The sequence below is a fragment of the Roseiterribacter gracilis genome (assembly GCA_018332375.1).
GTDB classification, from domain to species: Bacteria; Pseudomonadota; Alphaproteobacteria; order BOG-932; family Roseiterribacteraceae; genus Roseiterribacter; species Roseiterribacter gracilis.
The window spans coordinates 3,469,073-3,495,677 of the sequence record BOPV01000001.1 but is presented as its reverse complement, the minus strand read 5'-3'; the positions used below and the strand labels follow the sequence as shown (position 1 = coordinate 3,495,677).

General features: G+C 63.1%; 28 protein-coding genes. 10 read left to right on the top strand and 18 right to left on the bottom strand.

From position 1 onward, the window contains the following. Positions 1 to 88: 88 nt before the first annotated feature. The 7 genes from TMPK1_RS17430 to TMPK1_RS17400 form a co-directional block, all read right to left on the bottom strand. Positions 89 to 1,342, bottom strand: a complete 1,254-nt coding sequence (locus tag TMPK1_RS17430) for an RNA polymerase sigma factor (protein WP_420244621.1) — start codon at positions 1,340 to 1,342, stop codon at positions 89 to 91. 262 nt (positions 1,343 to 1,604) lie between these two features. Then, a complete protein-coding gene (locus tag TMPK1_RS17425; RefSeq protein WP_420244619.1) occupies positions 1,605 to 2,066 on the bottom strand; it encodes a GNAT family N-acetyltransferase in 462 nt (153 codons plus the stop codon). A 164-nt stretch (positions 2,067 to 2,230) separates the two neighbouring features. Continuing rightward, positions 2,231 to 2,770 (bottom strand): dihydrofolate reductase family protein, encoded by a 540-nt coding sequence (locus TMPK1_RS17420; protein ID WP_420244617.1) that lies wholly within the window; start codon positions 2,768 to 2,770, stop codon positions 2,231 to 2,233. 4 nt (positions 2,771 to 2,774) lie between these two features. Further along, the gene (locus tag TMPK1_RS17415) at positions 2,775 to 2,993 is read right to left on the bottom strand and encodes a glutathione S-transferase family protein (RefSeq protein ID WP_420244616.1); all 219 of its coding nucleotides are present in this window, start codon (positions 2,991 to 2,993) and stop codon (positions 2,775 to 2,777) included. 261 nt (positions 2,994 to 3,254) lie between these two features. Then, positions 3,255 to 3,686 (bottom strand): YciI family protein, encoded by a 432-nt coding sequence (locus tag TMPK1_RS17410; RefSeq protein WP_420244614.1) that lies wholly within the window; start codon positions 3,684 to 3,686, stop codon positions 3,255 to 3,257. A 2-nt stretch (positions 3,687 to 3,688) separates the two neighbouring features. After that, positions 3,689 to 4,063 (bottom strand): YciI family protein, encoded by a 375-nt coding sequence (locus TMPK1_RS17405; RefSeq protein WP_420244613.1) that lies wholly within the window; start codon positions 4,061 to 4,063, stop codon positions 3,689 to 3,691. A gap of 33 nt (positions 4,064 to 4,096) precedes the next feature. Then, complete coding sequence (locus tag TMPK1_RS17400; RefSeq protein WP_420244611.1) at positions 4,097 to 4,480, bottom strand: YciI family protein; 384 nt, start codon at positions 4,478 to 4,480, stop codon at positions 4,097 to 4,099. A 278-nt stretch (positions 4,481 to 4,758) separates the two neighbouring features. On the opposite strand from TMPK1_RS17400, the gene TMPK1_RS17395 reads away from it, so the two are divergent. Then, the gene (locus TMPK1_RS17395; RefSeq protein ID WP_420244609.1) at positions 4,759 to 5,028 is read left to right on the top strand and encodes a BrnT family toxin; all 270 of its coding nucleotides are present in this window, start codon (positions 4,759 to 4,761) and stop codon (positions 5,026 to 5,028) included. Then, the gene (locus tag TMPK1_RS17390; protein ID WP_420244607.1) at positions 4,994 to 5,410 is read left to right on the top strand and encodes a BrnA antitoxin family protein; all 417 of its coding nucleotides are present in this window, start codon (positions 4,994 to 4,996) and stop codon (positions 5,408 to 5,410) included. Before TMPK1_RS17395 ends, TMPK1_RS17390 begins: the two co-directional genes overlap by 35 nt. 18 nt (positions 5,411 to 5,428) lie before the next feature. Here the strand turns inward: TMPK1_RS17390 and TMPK1_RS17385 are convergent, their stop codons facing one another. Continuing rightward, the gene (locus TMPK1_RS17385; RefSeq protein WP_420244605.1) at positions 5,429 to 5,710 is read right to left on the bottom strand and encodes an NINE protein; all 282 of its coding nucleotides are present in this window, start codon (positions 5,708 to 5,710) and stop codon (positions 5,429 to 5,431) included. Positions 5,711 to 5,867: 157 nt separating this feature from the next. Here TMPK1_RS17385 and TMPK1_RS17380 point away from each other — a divergent pair, with 157 nt between their 5' ends. Further along, complete coding sequence (locus TMPK1_RS17380; protein ID WP_420244604.1) at positions 5,868 to 7,016, top strand: hypothetical protein; 1,149 nt, start codon at positions 5,868 to 5,870, stop codon at positions 7,014 to 7,016. Positions 7,017 to 7,021: 5 nt separating this feature from the next. On the opposite strand, the gene TMPK1_RS17375 is transcribed toward TMPK1_RS17380, so the two are convergent. Further along, positions 7,022 to 9,241: a primosomal protein N' gene (locus TMPK1_RS17375; protein ID WP_420244602.1), complete on the bottom strand. Its 2,220-nt coding sequence runs from the start codon at positions 9,239 to 9,241 to the stop codon at positions 7,022 to 7,024. A gap of 18 nt (positions 9,242 to 9,259) precedes the next feature. Here TMPK1_RS17375 and fsa point away from each other — a divergent pair, with 18 nt between their 5' ends. From fsa to TMPK1_RS17350, 5 genes are read left to right on the top strand one after another with little or no spacing between them, the layout of a single operon-like run. After that, entirely contained in the window at positions 9,260 to 9,940 is a 681-nt protein-coding gene (gene fsa, locus TMPK1_RS17370; RefSeq protein ID WP_420244600.1) for a fructose-6-phosphate aldolase, read from the top strand. Further along, complete coding sequence (locus TMPK1_RS17365; RefSeq protein WP_420244598.1) at positions 9,937 to 10,662, top strand: DUF484 family protein; 726 nt, start codon at positions 9,937 to 9,939, stop codon at positions 10,660 to 10,662. The genes fsa and TMPK1_RS17365 overlap by 4 nt, the downstream gene beginning before the upstream one ends. Before the next feature lie 24 nt (positions 10,663 to 10,686). Further along, positions 10,687 to 11,646 (top strand): tyrosine recombinase XerC, encoded by a 960-nt coding sequence (locus TMPK1_RS17360; protein WP_420244596.1) that lies wholly within the window; start codon positions 10,687 to 10,689, stop codon positions 11,644 to 11,646. After that, a complete protein-coding gene (locus tag TMPK1_RS17355) occupies positions 11,643 to 12,089 on the top strand; it encodes a MaoC family dehydratase (protein WP_420244595.1) in 447 nt (148 codons plus the stop codon). The genes TMPK1_RS17360 and TMPK1_RS17355 overlap by 4 nt, the downstream gene beginning before the upstream one ends. Further along, positions 12,050 to 12,484: a hypothetical protein gene (locus tag TMPK1_RS17350; protein ID WP_420244592.1), complete on the top strand. Its 435-nt coding sequence runs from the start codon at positions 12,050 to 12,052 to the stop codon at positions 12,482 to 12,484. The genes TMPK1_RS17355 and TMPK1_RS17350 overlap by 40 nt, the downstream gene beginning before the upstream one ends. A 158-nt stretch (positions 12,485 to 12,642) precedes the next feature. Here TMPK1_RS17350 and TMPK1_RS17345 read toward each other — a convergent pair whose 3' ends face one another. From TMPK1_RS17345 to lpdA, 5 genes are all read right to left on the bottom strand, one after another. Next, positions 12,643 to 14,184: a hypothetical protein gene (locus TMPK1_RS17345; RefSeq protein ID WP_420244590.1), complete on the bottom strand. Its 1,542-nt coding sequence runs from the start codon at positions 14,182 to 14,184 to the stop codon at positions 12,643 to 12,645. Then, positions 14,181 to 15,251 carry a glycosyltransferase family 2 protein gene (locus TMPK1_RS17340; protein WP_420244589.1) on the bottom strand — a complete coding sequence of 357 codons (1,071 nt, stop codon included), beginning with the start codon at positions 15,249 to 15,251 and terminating at the stop codon, positions 14,181 to 14,183. Before TMPK1_RS17340 ends, TMPK1_RS17345 begins: the two co-directional genes overlap by 4 nt. Before the next feature lie 132 nt (positions 15,252 to 15,383). Continuing rightward, entirely contained in the window at positions 15,384 to 15,995 is a 612-nt protein-coding gene (locus TMPK1_RS17335) for a LysE family translocator (RefSeq protein WP_420244588.1), read from the bottom strand. A gap of 54 nt (positions 15,996 to 16,049) precedes the next feature. Beyond that, on the bottom strand, positions 16,050 to 16,835 hold the full coding sequence (locus TMPK1_RS17330; RefSeq protein ID WP_420244586.1) for a helix-turn-helix transcriptional regulator: 786 nt from the start codon (positions 16,833 to 16,835) through the stop codon (positions 16,050 to 16,052). Positions 16,836 to 16,842: 7 nt separating this feature from the next. Continuing rightward, positions 16,843 to 18,240: a dihydrolipoyl dehydrogenase gene (gene lpdA, locus TMPK1_RS17325; RefSeq protein WP_420244585.1), complete on the bottom strand. Its 1,398-nt coding sequence runs from the start codon at positions 18,238 to 18,240 to the stop codon at positions 16,843 to 16,845. Positions 18,241 to 18,371: 131 nt separating this feature from the next. Here lpdA and TMPK1_RS17320 point away from each other — a divergent pair, with 131 nt between their 5' ends. Beyond that, a complete protein-coding gene (locus tag TMPK1_RS17320) occupies positions 18,372 to 19,433 on the top strand; it encodes an isoaspartyl peptidase/L-asparaginase family protein (RefSeq protein ID WP_420244583.1) in 1,062 nt (353 codons plus the stop codon). Positions 19,434 to 19,448: 15 nt separating this feature from the next. Next, positions 19,449 to 20,078: a TMEM175 family protein gene (locus TMPK1_RS17315; RefSeq protein ID WP_420244581.1), complete on the top strand. Its 630-nt coding sequence runs from the start codon at positions 19,449 to 19,451 to the stop codon at positions 20,076 to 20,078. Between the two features lie 49 nt (positions 20,079 to 20,127). Here TMPK1_RS17315 and odhB read toward each other — a convergent pair whose 3' ends face one another. From odhB to sucC, 4 genes are all read right to left on the bottom strand, one after another. Next, positions 20,128 to 21,339, bottom strand: coding sequence for a 2-oxoglutarate dehydrogenase complex dihydrolipoyllysine-residue succinyltransferase (gene odhB / locus TMPK1_RS17310; protein ID WP_420244579.1), 1,212 nt, complete (start codon positions 21,337 to 21,339; stop codon positions 20,128 to 20,130). Between the two features lie 18 nt (positions 21,340 to 21,357). After that, a complete protein-coding gene (locus TMPK1_RS17305; protein ID WP_420244578.1) occupies positions 21,358 to 24,231 on the bottom strand; it encodes a 2-oxoglutarate dehydrogenase E1 component in 2,874 nt (957 codons plus the stop codon). Positions 24,232 to 24,465: 234 nt separating this feature from the next. Next, on the bottom strand, positions 24,466 to 25,341 hold the full coding sequence (gene sucD / locus TMPK1_RS17300; protein ID WP_420244577.1) for a succinate--CoA ligase subunit alpha: 876 nt from the start codon (positions 25,339 to 25,341) through the stop codon (positions 24,466 to 24,468). 1 nt (position 25,342) lies between these two features. After that, positions 25,343 to 26,512: an ADP-forming succinate--CoA ligase subunit beta gene (gene sucC, locus TMPK1_RS17295; protein WP_420244575.1), complete on the bottom strand. Its 1,170-nt coding sequence runs from the start codon at positions 26,510 to 26,512 to the stop codon at positions 25,343 to 25,345. Positions 26,513 to 26,605 lie beyond the last annotated feature (93 nt).

Sequence of the window (26,605 nt, the reverse complement as noted above, 5' to 3'; positions counted from 1 at the left end):
AGGGTGAGGGTTCGCGCAGCAGAACAATCCTCACCCTCCCACGCGCTGCGCGCGCGGGCCCCTCCCTCTCCTTCGAGGAGAGGGGCGTTTAAAGTTCAGCCGCGCGCCCCAACAGCAACGTCCGCTCGCGCATATTTTGCGTCATCGACGCGGCCCGTTCGAATTCGGCGCGGGCTTCGTCGTTGCGGCCGAGCTTGGCGAGAAAATCGGCGCGTGCGCTGGGCAGCAGGTGATAGGCGCGAAGAGATGGCTCCCCCATCAGGGCATCGGCCAATGCCAGGCCCGCTTCCGGTCCGAACGCCATCGCGTGCGCGACGGCGCGGTTGAGTTCGACGACCGGCGAGCGCGCCTGCACCGCCAGCGCATCGTAGAGCGACGCGATGCGCGCCCAATCGGTGTCACCGGCCTGGTGCGCGCGTGCGTGGCAGGCGGCGATGCCGGCCTGCAGCGTGTAGGTGCCGGTGCCGTTTCCCAACTGCTCGGCGCGCGCCAGCGCAGCGAGGCCGTGGCGGATCAGCGACTGGTCCCAGCGCGAGCGGTCCTGGTCGAGCAGCAGCACCGGTTCGCCCGCCGCATTGGTGCGCGCGTGCATGCGGCTCGCCTGCAATTCCATCAGCGCCACCAGCCCGTGCACGTCGCCGTCGTCGGGTGCGAGCCCCGCCAGCACGCGGCCCAGCCGCATCGCTTCCTGCGCCAGCGCGGGACGTGTCAGGTCATCGCCCGCGGTTGCCGAATAGCCTTCGTTGAAAATCAGATAGAGCACGGTCAGCACCGACGCGATGCGCGCCGCGCGATCGGCGCCGCGCGGCAATTCGAATTCGGCGTTGATGCCGGCCAGGGTGCGCTTGGCGCGCACGATGCGCTGCTGGATCGTCGTGTCCTGGACCAAGAACGCGCGTGCGATCTCGTCGGTGGTCAAGCCGCCCAGCATGCGCAGGGTCAGCGCGATCTGGGATTCGGTCGGCAAGGACGGATGGCATGCAATAAAGACGAGGCGCAGCAGATCGTCGCCGACATCGTCGTCAAGCGCGGTGTCGTAGTCGGGCGCTTCTTGTTCCTGTTCCTGCAGGTCGCGGCCAAGCTCGGCATATTTGCGATCGGCGGTTTGCCGGCGCCGCATCTGGTCGATGGCGCGGTTGCGCGCCGTCGCCATCAGCCACGCGGCCGGCTTGTCGGGAATGCCGGTGGTCGGCCAACGTTCGAGGGCGGCGACCAGCGCGTCCTGCGCCAGCTCTTCGGCCAAGCCGACGTCGCGCACGACGCGCGTCAGGCCCGCGATCAGCTTTGCGGATTCAATGCGCCAGACGGCTTGGATTGCATTGGCGGTTGCAGCGTCGGTCACGGGGACCGTGTCTGCCGGTGCGCGCGCCGCAACGCAAGGGCCGGTTTGCAGGGAATGCTTCACCACCACGACGCCACGAACGCCAAGGAGCACCACGGATCACAGTAGGCGGCGCAGGCCCGTCGCACGACGCCAGGGTTTTATCGACGCGCAAAGCGCGTCAGGAAATCCAATCGCGCCATGCAACCCGACAGACGCAAAGGCTCGCTCTCGTGGTGATCCTTGGCGCCCGTGGCGTCGTGGTGGTTTGCTGGCTCGTGACTCAGGCGCTCGGCACCAACGTCTTGCGTTGCCACACCACGGCCTTTTGATCCTGGTCGACCTCGTAGCCCGCAATCTGAAACCCGTGTTTCAGATTCAGGATCAGCATCGGATTGTTGACCGCGCGCGTGCGGGTCGTGACGAAGCGGTAGCCGGCATCAACCAGATCCGCGTGTTGCAGCCGCATCAGTTCGGACGCAATGCCAAGTTTGCGTGCGGACGCGTCAACACCGCCGAGCCAACTGTAAAATAGATCGGGCTCGCGCCGGTAGCCGAACTTGAATCCGACCGCCACGCCGTCGCGCCAGGCCAGCCACAGGCGCGGGTCGTCGATGAAATCCAGCCGGCTGCGCAGATAGTCATCGGTGAAGCCGGTGAACATGCCGCGGCACAGCGGCAGCATGATCGACGCCGCGTCATCCAGCGAACCGGCGAAACGCTGATAGTGCAGCGCGTCCGACATATCGTCCTCTTGGGAAAGCGTGCCAAAGCACGCGAGGATGCGCAGCATCCAACCATCGCAAGAGTACTGGGCCTGAACCGAAATCGGCATGACGTTCCTGCACGGCACGGGCGCGCCCGCTCTCGGTGCAATCGACTCCACTGCACCGAGGCGACTACCAGGCGCTACGCCGGCCGGTAGACTTTCGCCACGGTGCCGGACGCGAAACTCGTCGCGCTGACGAGCTGCAAATCCATCAGCGCCGGAAAGAGCGGCAAGCCCGCGCCCAGCGCAACCGGATGCACGACCAGTCGATATTCATCGACAAGGCCGAGCTTGATCAGGCTTTGCGCGAAACCGGCGCCGCCATGGGCGAGAATGTCTTTGCCGTCCTGCTGTTTCAGCCGCGCGATCTCGGTTGCGAGATCGCCATTGGCGACTTCTGCGTCCCACAGCGACGTGTCGACGGACGCCTGGCGCGTGACGACGATGCGCGGCAGCGCGTTCATCGCTTCCGTCATCGGGCCGGGCGCGGTCGGCCAGAAGGTCGCCCAGCCTTCGTAGGTCTTGCGGCCGATCACCTGCACGCCGCTATCGCGCAGCAGGTCCGTCACCCACGCCGCACCGTCCGGGCTGCGATGCCGCATGAACGCATCCATCTCGCCATTGGGCCCGCCGACGAATCCATCGACCGACATCGACAGTTTGAGAATCAAACGACGCATGTGCTTACTCCGCAGGACGTGTGTTGACGGCAAGCTGCGCCGCGAAGGCGCGTTGATAGGCGGGTCGTGCTTCGCCGCGCGCGACATAGGCGGCGAGGATCGGGAATTCGTTCAAAAAGCCGGACGGCTTCAGGCGCAACAGCACCGACACCATCAGCAGATCGCCCGCGCTGAAGTCGCCGTCGGGCGAGCGATCGAAGGCGGTGATGGTGGGGGTTGTCATTGCGATGCTCCTGCTGCTGCGTTTCCGCAGTCCTGGAGCACACAAGGAAATCCGGTAGCGCCAAGGCCGCCAAGACGCCAAGAGATCGGTACGATGCGACTGTCGCATCGCATTACGTGATTGGATTTACGGACGCGCTTTGCGCGTCGATAAGACCTTGTTGCCGTGCGCCCCACCCAACGCGCCCGCTGTGACTCGTGGCGAACCTTGGCGTCCTTGGCGTCTTGGCGGTTTGCTGGATTGTGACTCAACCGCACTGCGTCAGACTTTCGTTCCGGCGTTGAGTCGCGCCAGCTGCTCTTGCGTGACGCCGTCGGGCAGGATCTCGGCGAAGTCGTGCGCTTCGTAGACGCGGCGCAGTTCGATCACGCCTTGCTTGTCGAGCCCGTGCGGCGACGGGCAGCGTTTGGCCCATTCGATCGCTTCTTCTTTCGACTTCACGTCGATCAACCAGAAGCCAGCCACCAGCTCTTTGGTCTCCGCGAACGGACCGTCGATCACTTGCGGCTTGGCGCGGCCGTCGAACAGCACGCGCGCGCCGTCGCGGCTGGGGCGTAGCCCGACGCCGTCGAGCAAGATGCCGGCTTTCACCATCTGCTCGTTGAAGCGGCCCATTGCTTCGACCAGCGCGGGCGACGCTTTGGCGCCCGCTTCGGAGTCGGCGTTGGCTTTGACGATCATCATGAAACGCATGGCTATTTTTGCTCGGCCAAATAGGCGAAATCTTCGGGTTCGAAGTACGGGCGGATTTCGCTGACGCGGGCGCCTTTGCCCGGCGCGCGTTTGGCCCAGTCGATCGCTTCTTCGAGCGACTTCACTTCGACCACGACGAAGCCTGCGATCAGTTCTTTGGTCTCGGCGAAGGGGCCGTCGATCACGGTCGGCGTGCCCGCGTCGTCGAACACGACGCGCGCCGCTTGCGACGACGGTTTCAGCCCGGCGCCATCGAGCAGCACGCCCGCCTTCTGCATCTCGGCCATGTAGGCGCCCATCTCCTCCATCTCATCCTTGGTCGGCATGATGCCGGCTTCGGTGTCGGCGGTGGCTTTGCCAATGATCAAGCAGCGCATGGTTCGGTCCTCTTCTGTGACGCCGCGGGCGGCTTACTTTTGTTCGGCGAGATAGGCGAAATCTTCGGGTTCGAAATACGGGCGGATTTCGATGTTGCGCGGGCCTTGGCCGTTCAGCTGCGGGATGCGCTTGGCCCAGGAGATCGCTTCGTCGAGCGACTTCACGTCGATGACCCAGAAGCCCGAGATCAGTTCTTTGGTTTCGGCGAACGGTCCGTCGATCACGCTGGGCTTGCCGGCATCGTCGAACACAACGCGTGCGGCCTTCGAGCTGGGCTTCAAGCCGGTGCCGTCGACCATGACGCCGGCCGCCTTCATCTCGTCGTTGAACTTGCCCATCTCGGTGATGAGCTCGAGCGACGGCATACAGCCCGCTTCGGATTTGTCCGTGCCTTTGACGATCATCAAGCAACGCATTGTCTTCGGTCCTTCCGGTGTGTTGAGAGGCCAGGACAGCCCCGCCTCTATGGACACGTCGAACGGGGACGGCGCGGATCGACAGGGGGCGAAGAAAAAATCTGAAAAAAGTTCGAGGGCGTCTCCGCACCGGCGGGGACCCAGGGCTGCCCGCCCGCACTTGAAAGCGCCTCGTTAATACGATATGTATATACACACGTACGTTGTCCGCCGCTGCTTCATTGAGCAGCACCAATGAGACAACAGCGAGAGAACAGGTTCGGAAAGATGAGCGAACTATGGATCTCCAGTTTGACTGGGATGACGACAAACGCGTTTTGAATCTGGAAAAACACAAAATCGATTTCTTCGACGCGATCTCGATTTTCAGAGCACGGACGCTGGACCGGTCGTCGAACAGAAACGCAGAAGCGCGTGTTGTTTCGATTGGCAGGATGCGAGAGCGAGTTATCGCAGTCGTTTGGACGCAACGAGAGGGCGTACGCCGCATCATATCGGCACGCGTGGCACGGCATGAAGAAGTCAAAGATTACGAGAATCTCGCTTAGCGATGCACGCGTCGGCCGCGGCAAGACTAATTGGGCCGCGGTCGACAAGCTGACCGACGCAGATATCGAAGCTGCGATCGCCAGCGATCCCGATGCGGCACCGATCCTCGATGCCGAATGGTTTCGCAACGCGACACTCGTGCTACCCGAACCCAAGCAGATGATTTCACTGCGCGTCGACGCGGACGTGTTGACCTGGTTCCGCAACAAAGGCCGCGGCTGGCAGACTCAGGTAAACGCAATCCTGCGCAAATACGCCGCCGCGCACGGCGCCGAGTTGGGAGAAAGCGCGATGCGTGCACCGCCTGCGCCGGCCGCAAAGAGCGGACGCAAGCAAGTCACACGCGCGGGCAGCATCCGTTTGAAGAAGCCATCGAAGTAGACGCCTGGACGACGCGCCTCAGATCGCCCCAATCAGCTCCATCGCGATCTTGCGGCGGCGCTCGTCGTTGATCTGCTCGACCGTGCTCGGCAGCGTGAAGATGTCGAACAGCACCCAGATGAATCCGATCAACACGCAGCACAGCAGGAACTGCACGACGGCACGACCGATGCGGCCGAGATAGAGATTGTGACCGACGATGGTGATGAACAGCAGCAGATAGGCGATGCCGAGATTCTTACGCTCGCCGGCAAAGCGTGTTTCGAGGATCAGTTGCTGCTGGTCAGTCAGGACGGCCATCGGTGTTCTCCCGGGTTGCGTGACAGCTTGTCAGAGGAAGCTGTACGGGTCCACGTCCACGCGTGCGAGCCCGCCGGTTGGGGACCTGGACCTGATCCAGCTGCTGACGCAGCATGCCACCATGAAACGCACGGGCCGAGTTTGCGCACTGCTAGGAATGGTTTTCACGACCGGCGCGCATGCGCAGGCCAACGAAACACGCAGCGCTGAACCCGTGCCAATCTTAGTCGAATGGGGGCGCCCGAAAAAAGTCGATGACGACGGGCGTGTCTGGATGCAGGTCGTGCCGCAGAAGCTATGGGGCGTGACGCTGCCAATGGGATTGAAATGTCGCAACGAAGACGAGCCGAAGACACCGGTTCCTTGCGAACAACTAGCGCTGCCGAAGATTCGGGAAACCCTGCTTGCGTACGCAGGCAAATGGACCTCTGTCCTGATGTCGCGACATGAGCCGAGTCATCTTTTCACCGAGATGTCGGAATATCTCGTCGCGCAGGGTTGGCTGCTCGACGCGCCAGCGATCTCGAACGGCTACTACGCCACTGCCATGGCGACCGCGAAGCGCGAGCGGCGCGGCATCTGGAAAGTCGTTATCGGTTCGCCGCACATACGAACAAGTGCGCAACGAGCACCAACTTCAGAAATCGATCCGTCCAGCCTTGGCGTGGCGCTGGTGCATCGTGCGACACCGGTGCCGCAGCAAGTCATCTGGGGCAAGCCAGAGGAAATCGACGACGAGGGTCGTGTGATTCTTGCCGGCAAGGTTTTCGCGCTGTGGGGCGTCACGGTCCCCATCGGCATAACCTGTGTATACGGCGACGGACCACCCGAGCCATGCCATTCCGTGCTGAAGCCGATTCGAGCGGCCTTGCGCGATCATTTCGGCAAATGGGGCGTGATCGAAGTTGCCAATGAACCGCCGCGCCTTTTTAGCGAGATGACAGAGCGGCTGGTGCTGGACGGCTGGCTTGTCGATCAACCGAGCAGCTCAATGGGGTATTACGCTCCTGATCAGCAGATCGCGCAGGATGAACGACGCGGCTTCGGGCAGTACGCCATCGCCCCCGGCGCGGAGCGCCATGTACCGCAGAGCGACGATGAACTGAAAGCCGCCTCGGTCGCGGAAGAGCATGTCGCACAGCTGTATCGAGGAAGAGGAGCGACGATCGCAGTCAAAGCGGTCAGCATTCTGGATCGGGGCAACCAATGGGAAGTTGGCGTTCATCTCGATCCGATTCCATTCATCGGAATCGGCCGTGTCTTCGTTGACAAGCTCAGTTTTCGTGCGAGCCGGGCGGCGCACTAGCGCGCTCACAAAAACGAATACGGATCCACATCCACCTGCACCCGAACGCTGTTCGGGATGTCGACCTGATCCAGCCACAGGCGCAGCAGCGGCTGCACGTGCACGTCCTTGCGTGCCTTGAACAACAAACGCCGGCGATGCCGGCCGCGCAGTAGAGCCAAAGGTGCGGGCGCGGGGCCGAGTACTTGGACGTGCTCGTTGCGCGGCGCGGCTTTGGCCAGTTCGCGCGCGACGACGTCGACTTCGCTTTGATCGGGGCCTGACACGATCAACGCAGCCAGCCGCGCATAGGGCGGCATCTTGGCCATCTGCCGTTCTTCGGCTTCGACGCGCAGGAAGGCGTCGCGGCGGTCTGAGACCAGCGCTTGCATCACGCGATGTTCGGGCATCCAGGTTTGCACCAGCACGCGTCCCGGACGTTCGGCACGACCAGCGCGGCCCGCAACTTGATGCAGCAGTTGGTAGGTGCGTTCCGATGCGCGCAGGTCGCCGCCGGCGAGACCGAGGTCGGCGTCGACCACCCCGACGAGCGTCAGCATCGGAAAGTGATGCCCCTTGGCGACGATCTGCGTGCCGATGACGAGATCGATTTCATGCGCCTGCACTTTGCGGATTGCTTCATCGAGCGCGGCCGGCCCCTGCCCGATCCCGCTGCCCACCGTGTCGCTGGCCAACAAGATCGTGCGCGCGTCGGGCCAGAGCGCACCGGCTTCTTCCGCGATCCGTTCGATGCCGGGACCGACCGCAGCGAAACTGTCGGCGGTGCCGCAATTCTCGCAATGCTCGGGCTGGCGTTCGGTGTGGCCGCAATGGTGGCACAGCAGAATGCGGTGAAAGCGATGTTCGACCAGCCACGCGGTGCAGTTGGGACATTTGAGCCGATGTCCACAGGTGCGGCACAAGGTCAGCGGTGCGTAGCCACGGCGGTTGAGGAACAGCATCGCCTGTTCACCGCGCGCTAGCGTCTCGCTGATTGCTTCGATCACGCTCTTGGACAGAAAGCGGTTTCTGGGCGGCGGGTCTTTGCGCAGATCCACCAATTCGATTGCCGGTTTCTGCGCGCCTGCGTGCCGCGACGGCAGGTCGAGTTTTGCAAACCGGCCGATTTCGACATTGACGATCGATTCGAGCGACGGCGTCGCCGACACAAGCGCGATCGGCACTTGTTCGATCGAGGCGCGCACGATCGCCATGTCGCGCGCGTGATAGATGACGCCGTCTTCTTGTTTGAACGCCGATTCATGTTCTTCATCGACGATGATTGCGCCCAGGTCGGGGAACGGCAGAAACAACGCCGAGCGCGCGCCGACCACGACTTTGGTTTGACCTTCGGCAACACCACGAAACACCAGACGGCGCTGGGTCGAGCCGACGTCGGAATGCCACAAGGCCGGACGCGTGCCGAAGCGGCGTTCGAAGCGCTGCAGGAACTGCGCCGACAGCGCGATTTCGGGCAGCAGCACCAAGGCCTGTTTGCCCGCGCGCAACGCAGCCGCGACCATTTCGAAATAGACTTCGGTCTTGCCCGACCCCGTCACACCGTCGAGCAAGGTGACGGAAAAACCTTTGCCGACATGACCGACCAGCGCGTCGGCGGCTTGTTGCTGATCCGGCGCCAGTGCGGGACCAGGAAAGTTGCCGTCAATGTCGGCGGCCGGCATGCGCGGCGGGACCGACACGGCTTGCAACGCGCCTGTGTCGGCCAGACCGCGCACGACCGCGAGACCGCAGCCGGCGAGGTCGGCGAATTCTGCCGCGCTGCGCGCGAGACCATCCTGGGCGATCGACAACACACGGTTGCGTGCTGCAGTGCGTTTGAAATCGTCCGGCACGGTGCCGATGCGAAATGCGACGGCCGCGCGCGGCGGTTCGAGCCCGCCGGTCGACGACAGCGCCATACGCAACACCGCGCCGGTCGGCGCCACCGTGTAGGACGCGACCCATTCGACGAAGCGCCGTGTTGCGGCTGGCATCGGCGGCGCGTCAAAGCGGCCTGCGACCGATTTCAATCGCTTTGAATCGATTCGCGAATCAGTCGTTTCACGATTGTCCCACACGACGCCGACCGTCTCGCGGGGGCCAAGCGGCACGCGGACATAGTCCCCGACGCCAAGCTCCATCCCGGCGGGCACCGCATAATCGAACGGCTCCTCAAACGGATAGGGCAGCAAGACGCTGACGCGCTGCTTTTGCAGCGCTGGGAATGTGGAGATCCGGTCAGTCATCGAGTAGGGTGCGTCACCATGAAGTTCTTCATCGACACCGCCGACCTGTCCGAGATCAAGGACCTGGCTGACACCGGCCTGCTTGACGGCGTGACCACCAATCCCTCGCTCGTCGCGAAAAGCGGCCGCGATTTCGTCCAGCTCGTGCGCGAAATCTGCGACGTCGTGCCCGGCCCGGTTTCGGCCGAAGTCGCCTCGACCGATTTCGACTCGATGCTCGCCGAAGGCAAGTACCTGGCGACCTTGGCGCCGAACGTCGCGGTCAAAGTGCCGCTGACGCCCGCCGGTCTCAAAGTCTGCAAAACGCTGTCCGACGCCGGCACGATGGTCAACGTCACGCTGTGCTTCTCGGCGGCGCAGGCGCTGCTTGCGGCCAAGGCGGGCGCAACGTTCATCTCACCCTTCGTCGGCCGTCTCGACGATGTGGGCCAGAACGGCATGGAATTGATCGCCGACATCTGCACCATCTACGCGCAGTATCCGAACTTGGATACCGAGGTGCTGGTCGCGTCGATCCGCAATCCGATTCACATCATCGAAGCAGCCAAGATGGGCGCGCATGTTGCGACCATGCCGCCGTCGGTGCTGCGCCAATTGTACCAGCACCCGTTGACCGACAAGGGCCTGGCGCAGTTCGTCGCGGACTGGGCCAAGACGGGTCAGTCGATTCTCCCCAAATCGAAGGCAGCCGCCGAATGAGAAAGACCGAAGAAGCCGGCGCGCTGCGCCCGGCGGATATCGATCTCAGCGCCGACGTCGTCGCCGCGTTTCTCCGCGCTCACCCTGATTTCTTCAACAAGCATTCCGAGTTGTTGCGCCATCTTGAGGCGCCGAAGCGCCATCGCGGCAACGGCGTCGTCGATTTCCAGCACTACATGGTCGAGCGCCTGCAGCGCGACATCGACGGCATGACGCGCGACCAGCACGATCTGATCGTCACCGCGCGCGACAATCTGTTGAACCAGACGCGCGTGCATGCGGCCGTGCTGGCGCTGCTCGAAGCGCGCGATCTGGCCGGGCTGCTGCAGTCGATCACAACCGATCTTGCGGTCGTGCTGGATCTCGACGTTGCGACCTTGGTGGTCGAATCCAACGGCGACAACATTCCGCACGTGCACGGATCGGGCATTCGGGTTGTGCCGCAGGGCACCACCGAACGCTGGCTCGACGGGCGCAAGATCCGTTTGCGCGATCACATCGACGGCGACCCGTCGCTGTACGGCGAAGGCGCCGGCCTGGTGAAAAGCGAAGCGCTGCTGAAACTCGAAATCTCTCGCCTGGCGCCGGTCGGGTTGCTGGCGTTCGGCAGCCGCGACGCCGCGATGTTCCATCCCGGCCAAGGCACCGAGCTGGTCGGCTTTCTGGCACGCACCGTCGAACTGCGACTGCGCGCCGAGCTGGATCTGCCGCCGCAGCGGTAGCCCCTGCGAAGGCAGGGGCCCATCATGCCGAAAGCGCGAAAAACCCCGGAATGGACCCCTGCCTACGCAGGGGATTTGATAGAAGCGCGTGACGCGTGGCGACGGTGGATGCAAAGCGAGCGGCGCCTGTCGGCGCATACGCTCGACAGCTACACCGGCGACGTCGATCGCTTTCTGCGCTTTCTGGCCGAGCATCACGGGCGCAACGTTGCGCTGGCCGATCTTGGCAATGCGACCTTGGCCGAGTTCCGGTCGTGGAGTGCCGCGCTGGCGCGCGACGGTGCGGCTGCGACCAGCAGGGCGCGCGCGCTGTCGTCGGTCAAAGGCCTGTTCCGCTTTCTCGACAAGAACGGCACCTTGCACAATGCGGCGCTGGGCACGATGCGCGCGCCGAAACTGCCGAAATCGATTCCGAAACCGCTGACCCAGCTCGACGCTGAAGCGCTGCTGGCCAATGCCGACGATCATCCGACCGACGACTGGCTGGGCAAACGCGACGCGGCCTTGTTCACGCTGCTCTATGGCTGTGGCCTGCGTATCGACGAAGCCTTGTCGCTCAACCGGCGCACCGTGCCGTTGGGCGATGCGCTGACCGTGCTTGGCAAAGGCAAAAAGGAACGGCGCGTGCCGGTCCTGCCCGCGGTTGCGGCTGCACTGTCCGCCTATGTCGACGCGCTGCCCTATGCGGGCGGCCCTGACGCGCCGTTGTTCGTCGGCGCCAAAGGCAAGCGTCTGGATGCGGGCGTTGCGCAACGGCGCATGCGCGAGTTGCGCCGGCAGTTGCAACTGCCCGAGACCGCGACGCCGCACGCGTTGCGCCATTCCTTTGCGACGCATCTTCTGTCGGCGGGCGGCGACCTGCGCGCGATTCAGGAATTGCTGGGCCATGCGTCACTGTCGACGACGCAGCGCTACACCGCAGTCGAAACCGAGCAGTTGCTCGCCGTCTATCAATCGGCGCATCCGCGCGCCAAGGCATCATGACGAAATACTTCGAAGACTTTCCCGCCGGTGCCACGTTCGATTGCGGTTCGTTCAGCTTCACCGAAGACCAGATCCTCACCTTCGCCACCGCCTACGATCCGCAGCGCTTTCACGTCGACAAGGATGCGGCCAAGGACACGATCTATGGCGGGCTGATCGCCAGCGGCTGGCACACCGCATCACAAGCGATGCGGCAAGTGGTCGATCATCTGTTCGGCGAAGCGGCTGCGATGGGCTCGCCCGGCCTGACCGAACTGAGCTGGAAAAAGCCGGTACGTGCTGGCGACCATCTGCGCGTGCGCTTGTCGATCGAGAATGCGCGCAAGCTGGCCAGCAAGCCGAACCTCGGCATCACCAACCAGTTGATCGAAGTGCTGAACGACGAAGACGAAGTCGTGCTGCAATGGCGCGCCGCGGTGATGTTCGCGACGAAGCCCGCGTGACCAGCGGCTATAGCGGCACGCCGCTGGCGAAGAAGCTTGGCTATACGCCGGCGACGAACGCCAAGCTGATCGACGCACCAAACGACTATGCGAGCTGGTTCACGCCCAGGCTCGACGCAACGTTCGGTGGCAAGAAGCCGTTCGACCTGATCCATCTCTTTGCCCCGTCGCGCGCGGCACTGGCCAAGTCACTTGCGGTCGCGCGCAAAGAGATCACGCCTGCGGGCATGATCTGGGTGAGCTGGTACAAAAAGGCTGCAAAGATTCCGACCGACGTCACCGAAGACACGGTGCGCGAACTCGCCTTCCCGCTCGATCTCGTCGACGTCAAAGTCTGCGCGGTGAATGAGGTCTGGTCGGGGTTGAAGCTTGTTATACGCAAAGAGAAGCGCTGACCTCGGAGTCACGAACAAGCAAACCGCCAAGACGCCAAGGTCGCCAAGAGTCACAGAAAGCGCGACGCGCGAAGCCCATCTGAACTTGCGAAATGCTCGGTCGCGCGCTCGCTTTCTTGGCGAACCTTGGCGCTCTTGGCGTCTTGGCGGTTTGCTGGCTAGTGAGCAAGCCGATAGAGCTTCCACGGCCCCGACGCTTTCAGCAGCACCAATCCCTGCGGCAACGTCAGATACGAATCCTGGAAGGTCAGCAGCACGTCGAACTGCGCCAGCAAAGTCGGCACGAACGGATCGAATTGCGGCCCGTACGAATCGAAGTTCAGCGGGAAGCGGTGGAAGATGCTGCGCGAACCGATATGACCGCCAAGTTCGGCATAGGCGGGCGTGAAGTTGATCGGCTGCTGGCCCGGGAACGAGAACACGCCGGGATAGAACCCGTCCGCGTCGAGCACGATGTGCGACGGCACGTGCAGCAGCGCGGGCGCGGGCAACCCTGGTGGTGCAGCCATCGCCGTCGTCAGCCGCGTGCCTTTCGGCAAGGTGCGCATCGCACTGCGGATCGGCGCGAAGTCGTTGTCGAGCTGGCGCCACTGCACCGACACTTCTTCGACGCGCAGCACGATGAAGGCGAACAGGATCGCCGCCAATGCGCGCGCCGGCGCGCGCACCGTCCAGTCGAGCGCGGTCACGCTGACAAAGGCCAGCACGATCGGCATGCGGTGATAGGCAAAGTAGCTCGACGACACCATCATCGGCATGGCGGCGAAACACAGCGACAACAGACCCAGCACCGGCACCATGCGCCGGTCGAGCCGCACCCAGCCCGCGACGAATCCAAGCACGACGATCGATGCGACCAGCAGCGCCGCAACCAAGGTCAGCGAGTCGTTGAAGTCGACCGCGAACAAGGTCGCCTGCAGCTTGGCGATGTAATGCCAGGGACGCCGTAGATCGCTCCAGCTGGTTTCCGACGCGACGCTGGAGGTCGGTGTCGCGAACAGGAACAGGCTTAGGCACAGCAACGTCGCCGGCAGCACCAGCAAGCCTTCGCGCACGACGCCACGGAAGGTCAGGTCGCGCACCCACATCCGGCCGAACGACCAGCCCGCAACCGCGACCAGGAACAGCGCGAAGCCGAATAAATGCGCGACAAACAGGATCACGCACAAAATCGCGCACAGCGGCACGCGCGACATCACGGGCCAATCCTGGGTGCGCACGAAGATTCCGAACGCCCACAGAAACAGGCCAAGCGAAAACAGGAAGTTCAGAAAGCCGAACCAGAGAATCCCGTTATAGAGCAGCACGACCGACAGAAGCGGCCACAGCGACACGCGGCGATGGATAGCGGCATGCAGGAACATCGTACCCGAGCTGAGCAACAGCATCGTCAGCGCGACGAAGAGTTTTCCCGCCAGCTCGACCGACCCGATGGCGCGCGCCAGCGGCGGCACCAATATGTCCATCGCCAGGTTGGGCATCAGCGCCCAATGGATTTCGTAATAGCGGTTGAGCACCTCGTCGTGCCCCGCCTGCAGCAGCACATACATGCGCGCGAGATGGCTGGGATAGTCGTGCAGCGGCAGCGACTCGACGACGAACAACGGCACCAACGCCAGCAGGGTCGCGGCCAGAATCACGGACACGCGGATCGTGTCCGCGCGCAGGCGCGGCGAAGTTGCCGTCTGCTGCGCCGTCATTCCGCGGCCAGCCGCAAGGCCTGATCGTCCAATCCGATCCGTTCGCGCACGACATAGATCGGGCGGTTCTTCACCTCGACGAAGACGCGCGCGACATACTCGCCGATGATGCCAAGCCCGATCATGTTGAGCGCGCTGGACACCAGCAGCAGCACGATGATCGAGGCATAGCCGGGCACGTCGACGCCGAAGATCAACGTCTTGGCCACGATCACCAAGGTGTAGACCGCAGCCGCAATCGCAATGGCAAAGCCGAGATAGGACCAGACGCGCAGCGGCAGGCTGGAAAACGATACGATGCCTTCGAGCGCGAAATTCCACAGCCGCCAATACCGAAACTTGGTCGTGCCCGCCGACCGCTTTTCGCGCGTGTAGCCGACCGTCGCGGTCTTGAACCCGACCCAGGCGAACATGCCTTTCATGAACCGGGCGCGTTCGGGCAGACGCTGCATCGCGTCGATGACTTTGCGATCCATCAGGCGGAAGTCGCCGGCATTGGCCGGAATGTCGACGTCGCTGATCTTGTTGATGAAGCGATAGAACCAGCCAGCGGTCTTGCGTTTCATCCAACTGTCGCTGCTGCGATCGGCGCGGATCGCAAGCACCACGTCGTTGCCTTCGCGCCAGCGCGCGACGAGGTCGGGGATGACTTCGGGCGGATCTTGCAGATCGGCGTCGATTGGAATCACCGCGCGCCCGACCGCATGATCGATCGCCGCGGTCAGCGCCGCCTCTTTGCCGAAATTCCGCGACAGGTCGATGACGCGCACGATGCCGCGATGGCGCAGCGACGCAGCCGCCAGCATCGAGAACGTCTTGTCGCGCGACCCGTCATTGACGCAGACGATCTCGTAGCGAAGCCCGAGCGCGTTCATCACCGGCACGATACGGTCGAAGAACAACGGCACCGCGTCTTCTTCGTTGTAGAACGGCACGACCAGGCTCAGCTCGATGCCATGCGCATCGTTGCGCCGGTCGCTGCGCTCCAGAAACGACAGTTCCGAAGCGTTGAATGGCGCGCTGCCGATTCCAGCTTGCGTGTGCGGGCGCGAAAAATGATCGGACATCGGCCCAGTAACGGGCGAACGAAGGATTCGTCGCAGATGCGCCGTGAGGAATCTGTGTCACCAGCGGTAGTGCGTGGGCGACCTGCGCGAACCTGTCGCGCAAATCGGCAGGCTGCTTATTCCAACAGCGTTCTAACGGTCGGCCAGTGCGAGTTTTACACCCAGCGCAACGAAGGCGCCGGCAAAGATGCGGCGCATCCAGGTCAGCACGCGCGGCCGCGCCAGCACGTGCGTCCGCACTGAGGCCGCAAACACACCGTAGGCGGCGAAGACCACGAACGTCATCGCCATGAAAACGAAGCTGCACGCGATCATGCCGGTCAGCGGCTGCGCATCGTCCGGCCGCACGAATTGCGGCAGAAAGGCGAGAAAGAAAATCGACAATTTCGGATTGAGAATGTTGATCAGCACCGCTTTGACGACGATCTGCAACGCGGACCCGGTCTCGGCCGGGCGTTGCACGTCAAGCGTGCCGCGTTCCTGCAGCGTGCCCCAGGCCATGTAGAGCAGATAGGCGACGCCGAGATATTTGAAGAGCTCGAACGCGAGCGCGCTCGTGTGCAGCAGCGCAGCCAGGCCCAGAATTGCCGCTGCCATGTGCGGCACGATGCCGAGCGTGCAGCCGAACGCAGCGACCGTACTGGCCCGCGCGCCGCGCGTCAGTCCCATCGCCAGCGTGTACAGCACGCCGGTACCGGGCGATGCGACGATGATGAAGGTCGTCAGCAGAAACTCGAGGCTCATGTCGCGACGAGAGCCGTATCGGCCGGCCGCCGTCTTGCACGAAATTGCAGCCGGTCAGGCGAGCGCGGCTCGATACCGTCCGGGCGTAACGCCGAACTGGCGCACGAAGGCGCGATTCATGTGGCTTTGATCGGCGAAGCCCGCTTGCAGCGCGGCGTCGGCCAACGTCGCACCTGCAGCCAAAAGCTGACGCACCCGGCTGACGCGGCGCTGAATCAGATAGGCGTGCGGTGTGACGCCGACCTCGCGCGCGAAACTGCGCACGAGTTGAAACCGGCTGAGACCGGTCAGCGTGGCGAGTTCCTGCAGCGACGTTGCCTCGGCGGGCGCGTCGTCCAGGCGCTGACGCGCTTTGGCGACCGGTCCCGACGGCGGCACCACGCGCGGATGCGTGACGTGGTTGCGCGCAACATGCGCCAGCGTGCGCGCCAACGCTTCTTCGACTGCGAGAAGGTCGGCTGGAAGCTGCGTGATGCGCGCGAAGAGGCGCACGAACAGCGCTGCCAGGATCGGGTCGCGCACCGACGGGTGCACGAGCTCCGTGTCGGCGCCGTCCAACTCGCGCGCAACGAGCTCGGGTGCGAGATGCAGCATCCGCCATGCACGCGCGCCGCCAATCGGCATGCCGTCATGCATCTCGCCTGGATTGACCATGATCGCATCGCCAGGCTGGGACTCGACCTGCCCGACGCAGCTCCACGAGCGCTGCGCACCATCGAGCAGCACGCCAAGGCCGAACTGGTCGTGCGCATGGCGCGGAAAGCTGCGACTCGACAGCAACGTCATCGCGGCAACACCGTGCATCGACGACCGGTGCTGCTCGACGCGATGGGTGTGCATGCGTGCGCTAAATGTGAATCGGGCGCCCGTCCACGGCCAGTGCCGCTTCCTTGACCGCTTCTTCCAAGGTCGGATGCGGATGGCAGGTGCGCGCGATGTCTTCGGCCGAGCCGCCGAATTCCATCGCCAGCACGACTTCTTGAATCAAGGTGCCCGCTTCGGCGCCGATGATGTGGCAACCCAGCACGCGATCGGTGGTCGCGTCGGCCAGGATCTTCACGAAGCCGTCGGTCGCGTTCATCGCGCGCGCACGGCCGTTGGCGGTGAAGGGGAACTTGCCGACTTTGTAGGAGACGCCGGCTTGTTTCAGCTCTTCTTCGCTTTTGCCGACGCTGGCAACTTCGGGGAAGGTGTACACGACGCTGGGGATCGCATCGTAATCGATGTGCGGCTTCTGCCCCGCAATGATCTCGGCCACCGCCATGCCTTCGTCTTCGGCTTTGTGCGCCAGCATCGGGCCCGCAATCACGTCGCCGATCGCGTAGACGTTCGGCGCGCTGGTGCGGAATTGGTGATCGGTTTTGATGCGCTTCTTTTCGTCGAGCTGCACGCCGGCTGCTTCGAGACCGAGACCATCGGCGTACGGACGACGGCCGACTGCGACCAGCACGATGTCGGCTTCGATCGTCTCCGCGTTGCCGCCGGCAGCCGCTTCGACGGTCAAGGTCACGCCCTTGGCCGATGCTTTTGCGCTGGTGACTTTGGTCGAGAGTTTGAAGCTCATTCCCTGCTTGGAGAGGATGCGCTGCATCTGTTTCGACACTTCGCCGTCGCCGATCGCAAGAATACGGTCGAGGAATTCGACCACGATCACTTCGGCGCCGAGACGCTGCCACACAGTGCCGAGTTCGAGACCGATCACGCCGCCGCCGATCACAACCATCTTCTTCGGCACTTCGCTGAGTTCCAGCGCGCCGGTCGAGGACACGATCCGTTTCTCGTCGATCGTAATGCCGGGCAGGTTCGACACGTCCGAGCCGGTCGCGATGATGATGTGTTTGGCGGTGACATCGCCGACGCCGTCGATGGTCAGCGTGTTGGCGTTCTTGAACTTGGCCGCTCCTTTGAGCCAGTCGATCTTGTTCTTCTTGAACAGATAGGCGACGCCGTCGACGTTGGCCTTCACCGTCTTGGTTCGGTGCGTGTGCATCGTGGGCAGGTCGAGCTCGACCTTGCCGACCTTCACGCCGAAATCGCCGAGATGATGCTGCGCCGATTCAAACTTTTCCGAGGCCGCCAGCAGCGCCTTGGACGGAATGCAGCCGACATTGAGACAGGTGCCGCCGAGCGCATCGCGCTTCTCGACGCAGGCGGTCTTGAAGCCCAGCTGGGCTGCCCGGATCGCAGCGACATAGCCGCCCGGACCCGCGCCAATCACCACCACGTCGTAGGACGTCTCAGCCATCGAATGCTCCTAAATCGTATGACGCGGACTTAGCCTTGGCCGGCCTGCCGGGCAAGGCGCGGTCCCGGATTGGCGGCGCATTGCACCCGTGCGATGCAAGCAACAACACATTCCCGGGGAGGAACCGCCTCATGCTTCGACGAGCGCTGCTTGCGACTGTCTTAATGACCGGCCTTGCCTGTCCTGCCCTGGCCGCGGAGCGCCCGGCCTGGGCGGTGGTGCTGCATGGCGGTGCCGGCGTGATCGAGCGCGCCAAATTGGATCCCGCCTTGGAAGAGGCCTACCGCAAAGGCCTGACAGCGGCGCTGAACGCAGCCACGACCAAGCTTGCGGCGGGCGCGCCGGCGCTGGATGCGATCGAAGCCGCGATCCAGGTGCTGGAAGACGATCCGCTGTTCAATGCCGGCCGCGGCGCGGTCTTCACCGCTGCGGGCAAAAACGAACTCGACGCCGCGATCATGGATGGCAGCAACCTGAAAGCCGGTGCGGTCGCGGGCATTACGCGCATCAAACATCCGATCAGCCTGGCGCGCGCCGTGATGGAGAAGTCGCCGCACGTCATGCTGATCGGCGAAGGCGCCGAACAATTCGGCAAAGAAGCGGGACTCGAACAAGTCGATCCGAGCTGGTTCTTCACCGAGCGGCGTTGGCAGGGTCTGGCCGAGACGTTGAAGAAGCAAGGCGTGCCGATGCCCGAACGTCCAGCCGGCGCGCCGCCTGCGCCGCAAAAGCAGGGTGCGCTTCCGGTCGACGACATTGCGACGTCGCACAAATTCGGCACGGTCGGCGTCGTCGCGTTGGATACGCGCGGCAACATTGCCGCGGGAACATCCACAGGCGGCGTCAGCGGCAAGAAATGGGGTCGCGTCGGTGACGTGCCGATCATCGGCGCTGGCACCTATGCCAACAACGAGTCGTGCGCCGTATCGGCGACCGGTGCCGGCGAGTATTTCATTCGCCTCGGCGTCGCGCGCGAGATCTGCAACCTGGTCAAATTCAAATCGATGACGCTGCAAGCAGCCGCCGACGAGGTGGTGCAGAAGCAGGTTCCCGCGCTGGGCGGCGACGGCGGCGTGGTCGCGATCACGCGCGACGGACAGTTGGCCTGGAGCTTCAACACGTCGGGCATGTACCGTGCAAAGCAAGTCGCTGATGGCACGGCGCAGATCGGTATTTTCAAGGACGAGAAATAAGAACGGGATCAACGCATGAGCACAGCGACCAAAACCGCCGACCAGATCGGCTTGGAGAGATTGGTCTTCTTCACCGATGCGGTGATCGCGATTGCGATTACGTTGCTGGTGCTGGAAATCAAAATACCGCCAGGCCGCCTCAGCGAGCAGGCGCTGGGCGAGGCGTTGGTGGTGCAAGTGCCGAAGATGGTCGGGTTTGCACTCTCATTCGTGGTGATCGGTGCGTTCTGGCAGGGCCATCACCGCATGTTCCGCTACGTGACACATTTGAACAGCGGACTAGTGGTGCTGAATCAGTTCTTCCTGTTGTTCATCTGCTTCCTTCCGTTCCCGACCGGTGTGTTCAGCGAACACCCGAACCTGCAGCTTCCGTTCCTGGTCTATGGCGGCTCCTTGGCCGCAGCCGGGCTGATGCAATGGAATATGTGGCGCTATCTGGCGTCGAGAAAGCTTCTGGCGGACCACATCACGACGTCGACGATCCGGTGGATTGGGCGGCGCACGTTGATCGTGCCGTTTGTCGCGCTTGCGGCCGTCGCACTGTCGTACGTGAGCTTGGAGATTGCCGGCATGACGTTTGGGTCGATTCCGATCTGGATCACCATCGTGAATCGTCTGGCGCGTCGAGCCGGCGTGACCGCATAAAAAAGGGCCGCGTCATCGCTGACGCGGCCCTCCTTGTTTCAGCGCTCGCTCAGACGTCGAGCAGCAGACGCTGCGGTGCTTCGAGCGCTTCTTTGATCTTCACCAGCGCGGTGACGGCTTCGCGGCCGTCGATGATGCGGTGATCGTAGGTCATCGCCAGATACATCATCGGGCGGATTTCGACTTTGCCGCCGATCGCAACCGGACGTTCCTGCGTCTTGTGCATGCCCAGGATCGCCGACTGCGGCGGGTTGATGATCGGCGTCGAGAGCAACGAACCGAACACGCCACCATTGGTGATGGTGAAGGTGCCGCCCTGCAGCTCTTCGATCGCGAGCTTGCCGTCGCGTGCACGCGTGCCGAGATCGACGATGTTCTTTTCGATGTCGGCCAGCGACTTCTGGTCGGCGTCGCGCACGACCGGAACAACGAGGCCGGTCGGCGTCGAAACCGCAACGCCGATGTCGTAGTAGTTCTTGTAGACGAGGTCGGTGCCGTCGATTTCGGCGTTCACCGCCGGGATCGCTTTCAACGCCGCGATCGACGCCTTCACGAAGAAGGACATGAAGCCGAGCTTCACGCCGTGCTTCTTTTCGAACGCGTCTTTGTATTCGTTGCGCAGCGCCAGAATGGCGGTCATGTCGACTTCGTTGAACGTCGTCAGCAGCGCAGCGGTGTTCTGCGCTTCTTTCAGACGTTCAGCGATGCGCGAACGCAAACGCGTCATCTTCACGCGCTCTTCGCGTGCAGCCTGGCTACGCGGGCCCGACGGCGCCGGGGCTGCCTTCGGTGCAGCAGCGGCCGGTGCAGCCAACACGTCGCCCTTGGTCACGCGGCCGTCTTTGCCGGTGCCCGCAACCGACGACAGATCGACGCCCTTTTCGTCGGCGATCTTGCGTGCCGCGGGGCCCGATTGCGGCGCGCCCCCAGCAGAAGAAGGAGCAGCAGGCGCTGCAGCAGCTGGCGCGGGCGTCGGTGCCGGCGCAGCCTTGGCAGGTGCCGGTGCAGCAGCAGCCGCTTTCGCGCCACCTTCGCCGATCGAACCCAACACGGCGCCGACGCCGACTGTGTCGCCGTCTTTGGCAACGATCTCGGTCAAGGTGCCGGCCGAGGTCGCGTTGACTTCCAGCGTGACCTTGTCGGTTTCGAGTTCAACGATCGGATCGTCGATCGCGATCGAGTCGCCCACCTTCTTCAGCCAGCGTGACACAGTCGCTTCGGTTACCGACTCACCCAGCGTGGGGACTTTGATCTCGGCCATCTTTGGTGATCCTCGTTCTTACTTGCCGACAAGTGCTGCTTCGAGCAGCGCAGCTTGTTCGAGATTGTGCTTCTTCAACAGACCGGTCGCAGTCGCTGCGGCTTCGGCACGACCCGCATAGGCCGGGCGCTTGGCTTTGCCGCCGAGCTTTTCCAGCGTGCGTTCGAGGCGACGGTCGATCCAGTACCAGGCGCCCTGGTTTTCCGGTTCTTCCTGACACCAGACGACGTCGGCGTTGGGGTACTTTTTCAGCTCGTCCATCAACGGCTCTTCCGGATACGGGTAGAGCTGTTCCAGACGAACGATCGCGACGTCGTTCAGTTTGCGCGCTTCGCGGTCGGCGAGCAGGTCGTAATAGACTTTGCCCGAGCACAGCACGACGCGACGCACCTTCTTGCCGTCGAGCGATGCCGTTTCCGGCAGCACGCGATGGAAGGACGAACCTTCGGCGAAGTCTTTCAGCGGCGACACGGCCAGCTTGTGACGCAGCAACGACTTGGGCGTCATCACCACGAGCGGCTTGCGGAAGGTGCGGCGGATCTGCCGGCGCAGCACGTGGAAGTAGTTGGCTGGCGTCGTGCAGTTCACGACCTGCCAATTGTCTTCGCCCGACATCTGCAAGAAGCGTTCGAGACGCGCCGACGAATGTTCCGGGCCCTGGCCTTCGTAGCCATGCGGCAACAGCAACACCAAGCCCGACATGCGCAGCCACTTGGATTCACCGCTCGACACGAACTGGTCGAAGATCGGCTGCGCCATGTTGGCGAAGTCGCCAAACTGCGCTTCCCACGCGACCAACGCTTTCGGCTCGGCGAGCGAGATGCCGTATTCGAAACCGACCACCGCAAGTTCCGACAGCGGACTGTCATGCACTTCGAACTGTGCCTGGGACGGATCGAGATGCTGGAGCGCGATGTAACGCTGTTCGTTTTCCTGATCGTGCAGCACGGCGTGACGCTGGCTGAACGTGCCGCGACCCGCATCTTGGCCTGACAAGCGCACCGGCACGTCTTCGAGTACCAGCGAACCAAAGGCGAGCGCTTCGCCGGTTGCCCAGTCGATGCCTTCGCCGGTTTCGAACATCTTGGCTTTGGCTTGGAGCTGGCGCGCGATCTTGGGATTGACCGCGAAACCATTCGGCACGCTGGAAATCGCGGCGCCAATCTTTTTCAGCACGTCGGTCGACACCGACGTTTCGCCACGACGATCGCCCGGCTTGGCGGTTTCCAAACCGGTCCACGCGCCTTCGAGCCAGTCGGCCTTGTTCGGCTTGTAGCTGGTCGCGGTTTCGAATTCGGCTTCGAGCTTGGCTTGGAAATCAGCGACGAGCTTGTCGGCTTCGCCCGCAGTCAGCAGACCTTCGGCCTCGAGACGCTTGGCGTAAATCTCGCGCGTCGTCGGATGGTCTTTGATCAACCGGTACATCACCGGCTGAGTGAATGCCGGCTCGTCGCCTTCGTTGTGACCGAAGCGGCGATAGCAGAACATGTCGAGGACGACGTCTTTCTTGAAGCGCTGGCGGAACTCCGTCGCGATCCGCGCGACGTGCACAACTGCTTCGGGGTCGTCGCCATTCACGTGGAAGATCGGTGCCTGCACCATCTTGGCCACATCGGTGCAATACGGGCCCGAGCGCGAATAGCTGGGCGTCGTGGTGAAGCCGATCTGGTTGTTGACGATGATGTGGACGCAGCCACCGACGCGATAGCCTTTCAGCTCGCTCAGCATCATCGACTCTGCAACCACGCCCTGGCCTGCGAAAGCCGCGTCACCGTGCAACAGCACCGGCAGAACCTGTTCGCGTTCGGTGTCGCCGAGCTGCATCTGCTTGGCGCGCACTTTGCCCAGCACGACTGGATTGACGACTTCGAGATGCGACGGGTTCGGCGTCAGCGACAGATGGATCGTGTTACCGTCAAAGTCGCGATCGGCCGACGTGCCGAGATGGTATTTGACGTCGCCCGAACCTTGCACGTCTTCGGGCTTTGCCGAGTTGCCCTGGAATTCGCTGAACAGCGCGTGGAACGGCTTCAGCATCACGTTGGTCAGCACGTTCAGGCGCCCGCGATGCGCCATGCCGACGACGATTTCTTTGACGCCCAATTGGCCGCCGCGCTTCATCACCTGTTCGATGAGCGGGACCAAAGCTTCGCCGCCATCCAAACCAAAGCGCTTGGTGCCGACATATTTGGTGCCGAGAAACCGTTCGAACGTTTCCGCGGCGGTGATGCGCTCAAGAATGGCGCGTTTGCCTTCGCGCGTGAATTCGGTCTCGTTGTCGACCGCTTCGATCCGTTGCTGGATCCAAAGACGTTGGTCGGGATCCTGGATATGCATGTACTCGACGCCGACATGCCCCGAATAGGTACGTCGCAGACGTTCGAGAATTTGGCGCAGCGTCGGCGATTCCGTGCCGAGGCTGAGAATGTCGGCGATGTAGATCGGCCGATCGAGATCGGCGTCGGTGAAGCCGTAGGTCGCCGGATCGAGATCCGGATTCATCTTGGGCTTTTCGATGCCCAGCGGATCGAGCGTGCAAAGAAGATGGCCACGCACGCGATAGGCGCGGATCAGAAGCCAGGCTTTGAGCGACCGTTTGATCTCTTCGGGCGTGACGCCCGCCGCGACCGTTTCCGCATTCGATGCCTTACCGTTCGGCTTGGCACCTTTGGCCCCAGACCCCGTTGGCGCCTCAGGCGCTTCTTTCGGCTTGGGCGGCGTCCAGCTGGGTCCGTTCAGATCGGCGAGAACCGACCGTTCGTCGTCGCCGAGCGACTGAAAGAGCGAGCGCCAGCTCCCTTCGACCGTATTCGGGTCGCGCAGGAAGCGGGCGTAAAGGTCGGCCACGAAGATCGGGTCGACGCCGGAAAGAAATGAAGAGGTCGAGTCCATGTCCGAAGCGGCGGAACGATCGGCTCCGCGCGCCCTCTCAAGAAGGTCGGCGATTGGTGCCAGGGACATAGCAAGTCCCGGCAGATACTTGAAGGCTCGTGGCCTGCGCATTCATCGGGTCTGCGCAGCAACTTTCGGTCCTGGTCGAGAGGAACCGGAAACAATTACCCAAAAGGAAATGGCCCGGCCTGTTGCCAGGCCGGGCCATAATTCACACCAGCAAAGAAGGGCGGCTCAGCCCTTCATGGCTTTCAGCATCGTCTGACCCAGCGAGGCCGGGCTTTCGCTGACATGGATGCCGGCTTCGCGCATGGCTGCGATCTTGTGATCGGCCGTGTCGGCGCCGCCCGAGATCACCGCACCCGCGTGGCCCATGCGGCGGCCCGGAGGCGCCGTACGGCCCGCGATGAAGCCGACAACCGGCTTCTTCGACTTCATGGACTTCACATATTCGGCGCCTTTGATTTCAGCGTCGCCGCCGATTTCGCCGATCATGATCACGCCTTCGGTTTCCGGATCGGCGAAGAACATCTCCAGGCAGTCGACGAAGTTGGTGCCGTTGACCGGATCACCACCGATGCCGATGCAGGTCGTCTGACCGAGACCAGCAGCCGTGGTCTGCGCCACCGCTTCGTAGGTCAACGTGCCCGAACGCGACACGATGCCGATCTTGCCGCGCTTGTGGATGTGACCCGGCATGATGCCGATCTTGCACGCGTCGGGCGTGATCACGCCCGGGCAGTTCGGACCGATCAGGCGCGACTTGGAACCAGCCAGCACGCGCTTGACCTCGACCATGTCGAGAACAGGGATGCCTTCGGTGATGCAAACGACGAGCGGAATTTCCGCATCGACGGCTTCGAGGATCGCGTCGGCCGCGAACGCAGCCGGCACGTAAATCACCGATGCGTTGGCACCGGTCTTCTTCACCGCGTCATGCACCGTATCGAACACGGGAAGGTCGAGATGCTTGGTGCCGCCTTTGCCCGGCGTCACGCCGCCGACCATCTGGGTGCCGTACGCAATCGCCTGTTCCGAGTGGAACGTGCCCTGCGCGCCGGTGAAGCCCTGGCAGATGACTTTGGTATTCTTGTCGACGAGAACGGCCATGTTATGCGGCCTCCTTCACGGCCTTCACGACTTTGTCGGCCGCGTCGGCCAGGTCGCTTGCAGCCACGATCTTGAGGCCGCTTTCGTTCAGGATCTTCTTGCCGAGATCGACGTTGGTGCCTTCGAGGCGAACCACCAACGGCACGTGCAACGAAACTTCGCGCGCGGCTGCGACAACGCCTTCGGCGATAACGTCGCAGCGCATGATGCCGCCGAAGATGTTGACCAGAATGCCTTCAACGTTGGGATCCGACAGGATCAGCTTGAACGCGGTGGTGACGCGTTCGCGCGTCGCACCGCCGCCGACGTCCAAGAAGTTGGCGGGGTCGCCGCCATACAACTTGATGATGTCCATCGTCGCCATCGCAAGACCGGCGCCGTTGACCATGCAGCCAATGTTGCCGTCGAGCTTGACGTAGTTGAGCTGGTGTTTGCCGGCTTCGAGTTCGATCGGATCTTCTTCCGACTCATCGCGCAGCGCTTCGACGTTCGGGTGCCGATAGAGCGCGTTGTCGTCGAAGTTCATCTTCGCATCGAGCGCGATCACGTCACCGGCACCGGTGACGACCAGCGGATTGATTTCGACCTGGCTCGCATCGAGATCGACGAAGGCGCGGTAGACGCCGGTGAGGAACTTCACCGCGGCGTTGACCTGCTTGCCTTCCAGCTTCAGCGCGAAGGCAACTTCGCGCGCATGGTACGGCATCAAACCAGTGACCGGGTCGATCGCGATCTTGACGATCTTTTCCGGGTTGGTGTGTGCGACTTCTTCGATTTCCATGCCGCCTTCGGTCGAGGCCATCACGGTAACGCGCGAGGTGGCGCGATCGAGCAGCAGCGACAGATACAGCTCGCGTTTGATGTCGCAGCCTTCCTCGATATAGACGCGTTTGACTTCGCGTCCTTCGGGGCCGGTCTGGGGCGTGATCAGCACTTTGCCGAGCATCGCTTCGGTCTGGGCGTGGACTTCGTCCAGGCTCTTCACGACCTTGACGCCGCCGGCCTTGCCACGACCGCCCGCGTGGATCTGGGCTTTGACGACCCAAACCGGGCCGCCGAGCTGGGAAGCGACCTCAGTCGCTTCGCGCGGCGTGTAGGCAACACCGCCGCGAGGTACCGCGACGCCGTACTCTTTCAACAGGCCTTTGGCCTGATACTCGTGAATGTTCATCGAGATTCCTGGAAAAGGTCCTGGAAAACAGGCGGACTGGCCGGCTGACGCCAAGCCGAGAGCGCCGGTCGTCTTAGGCCGGCTGGTGCTGCG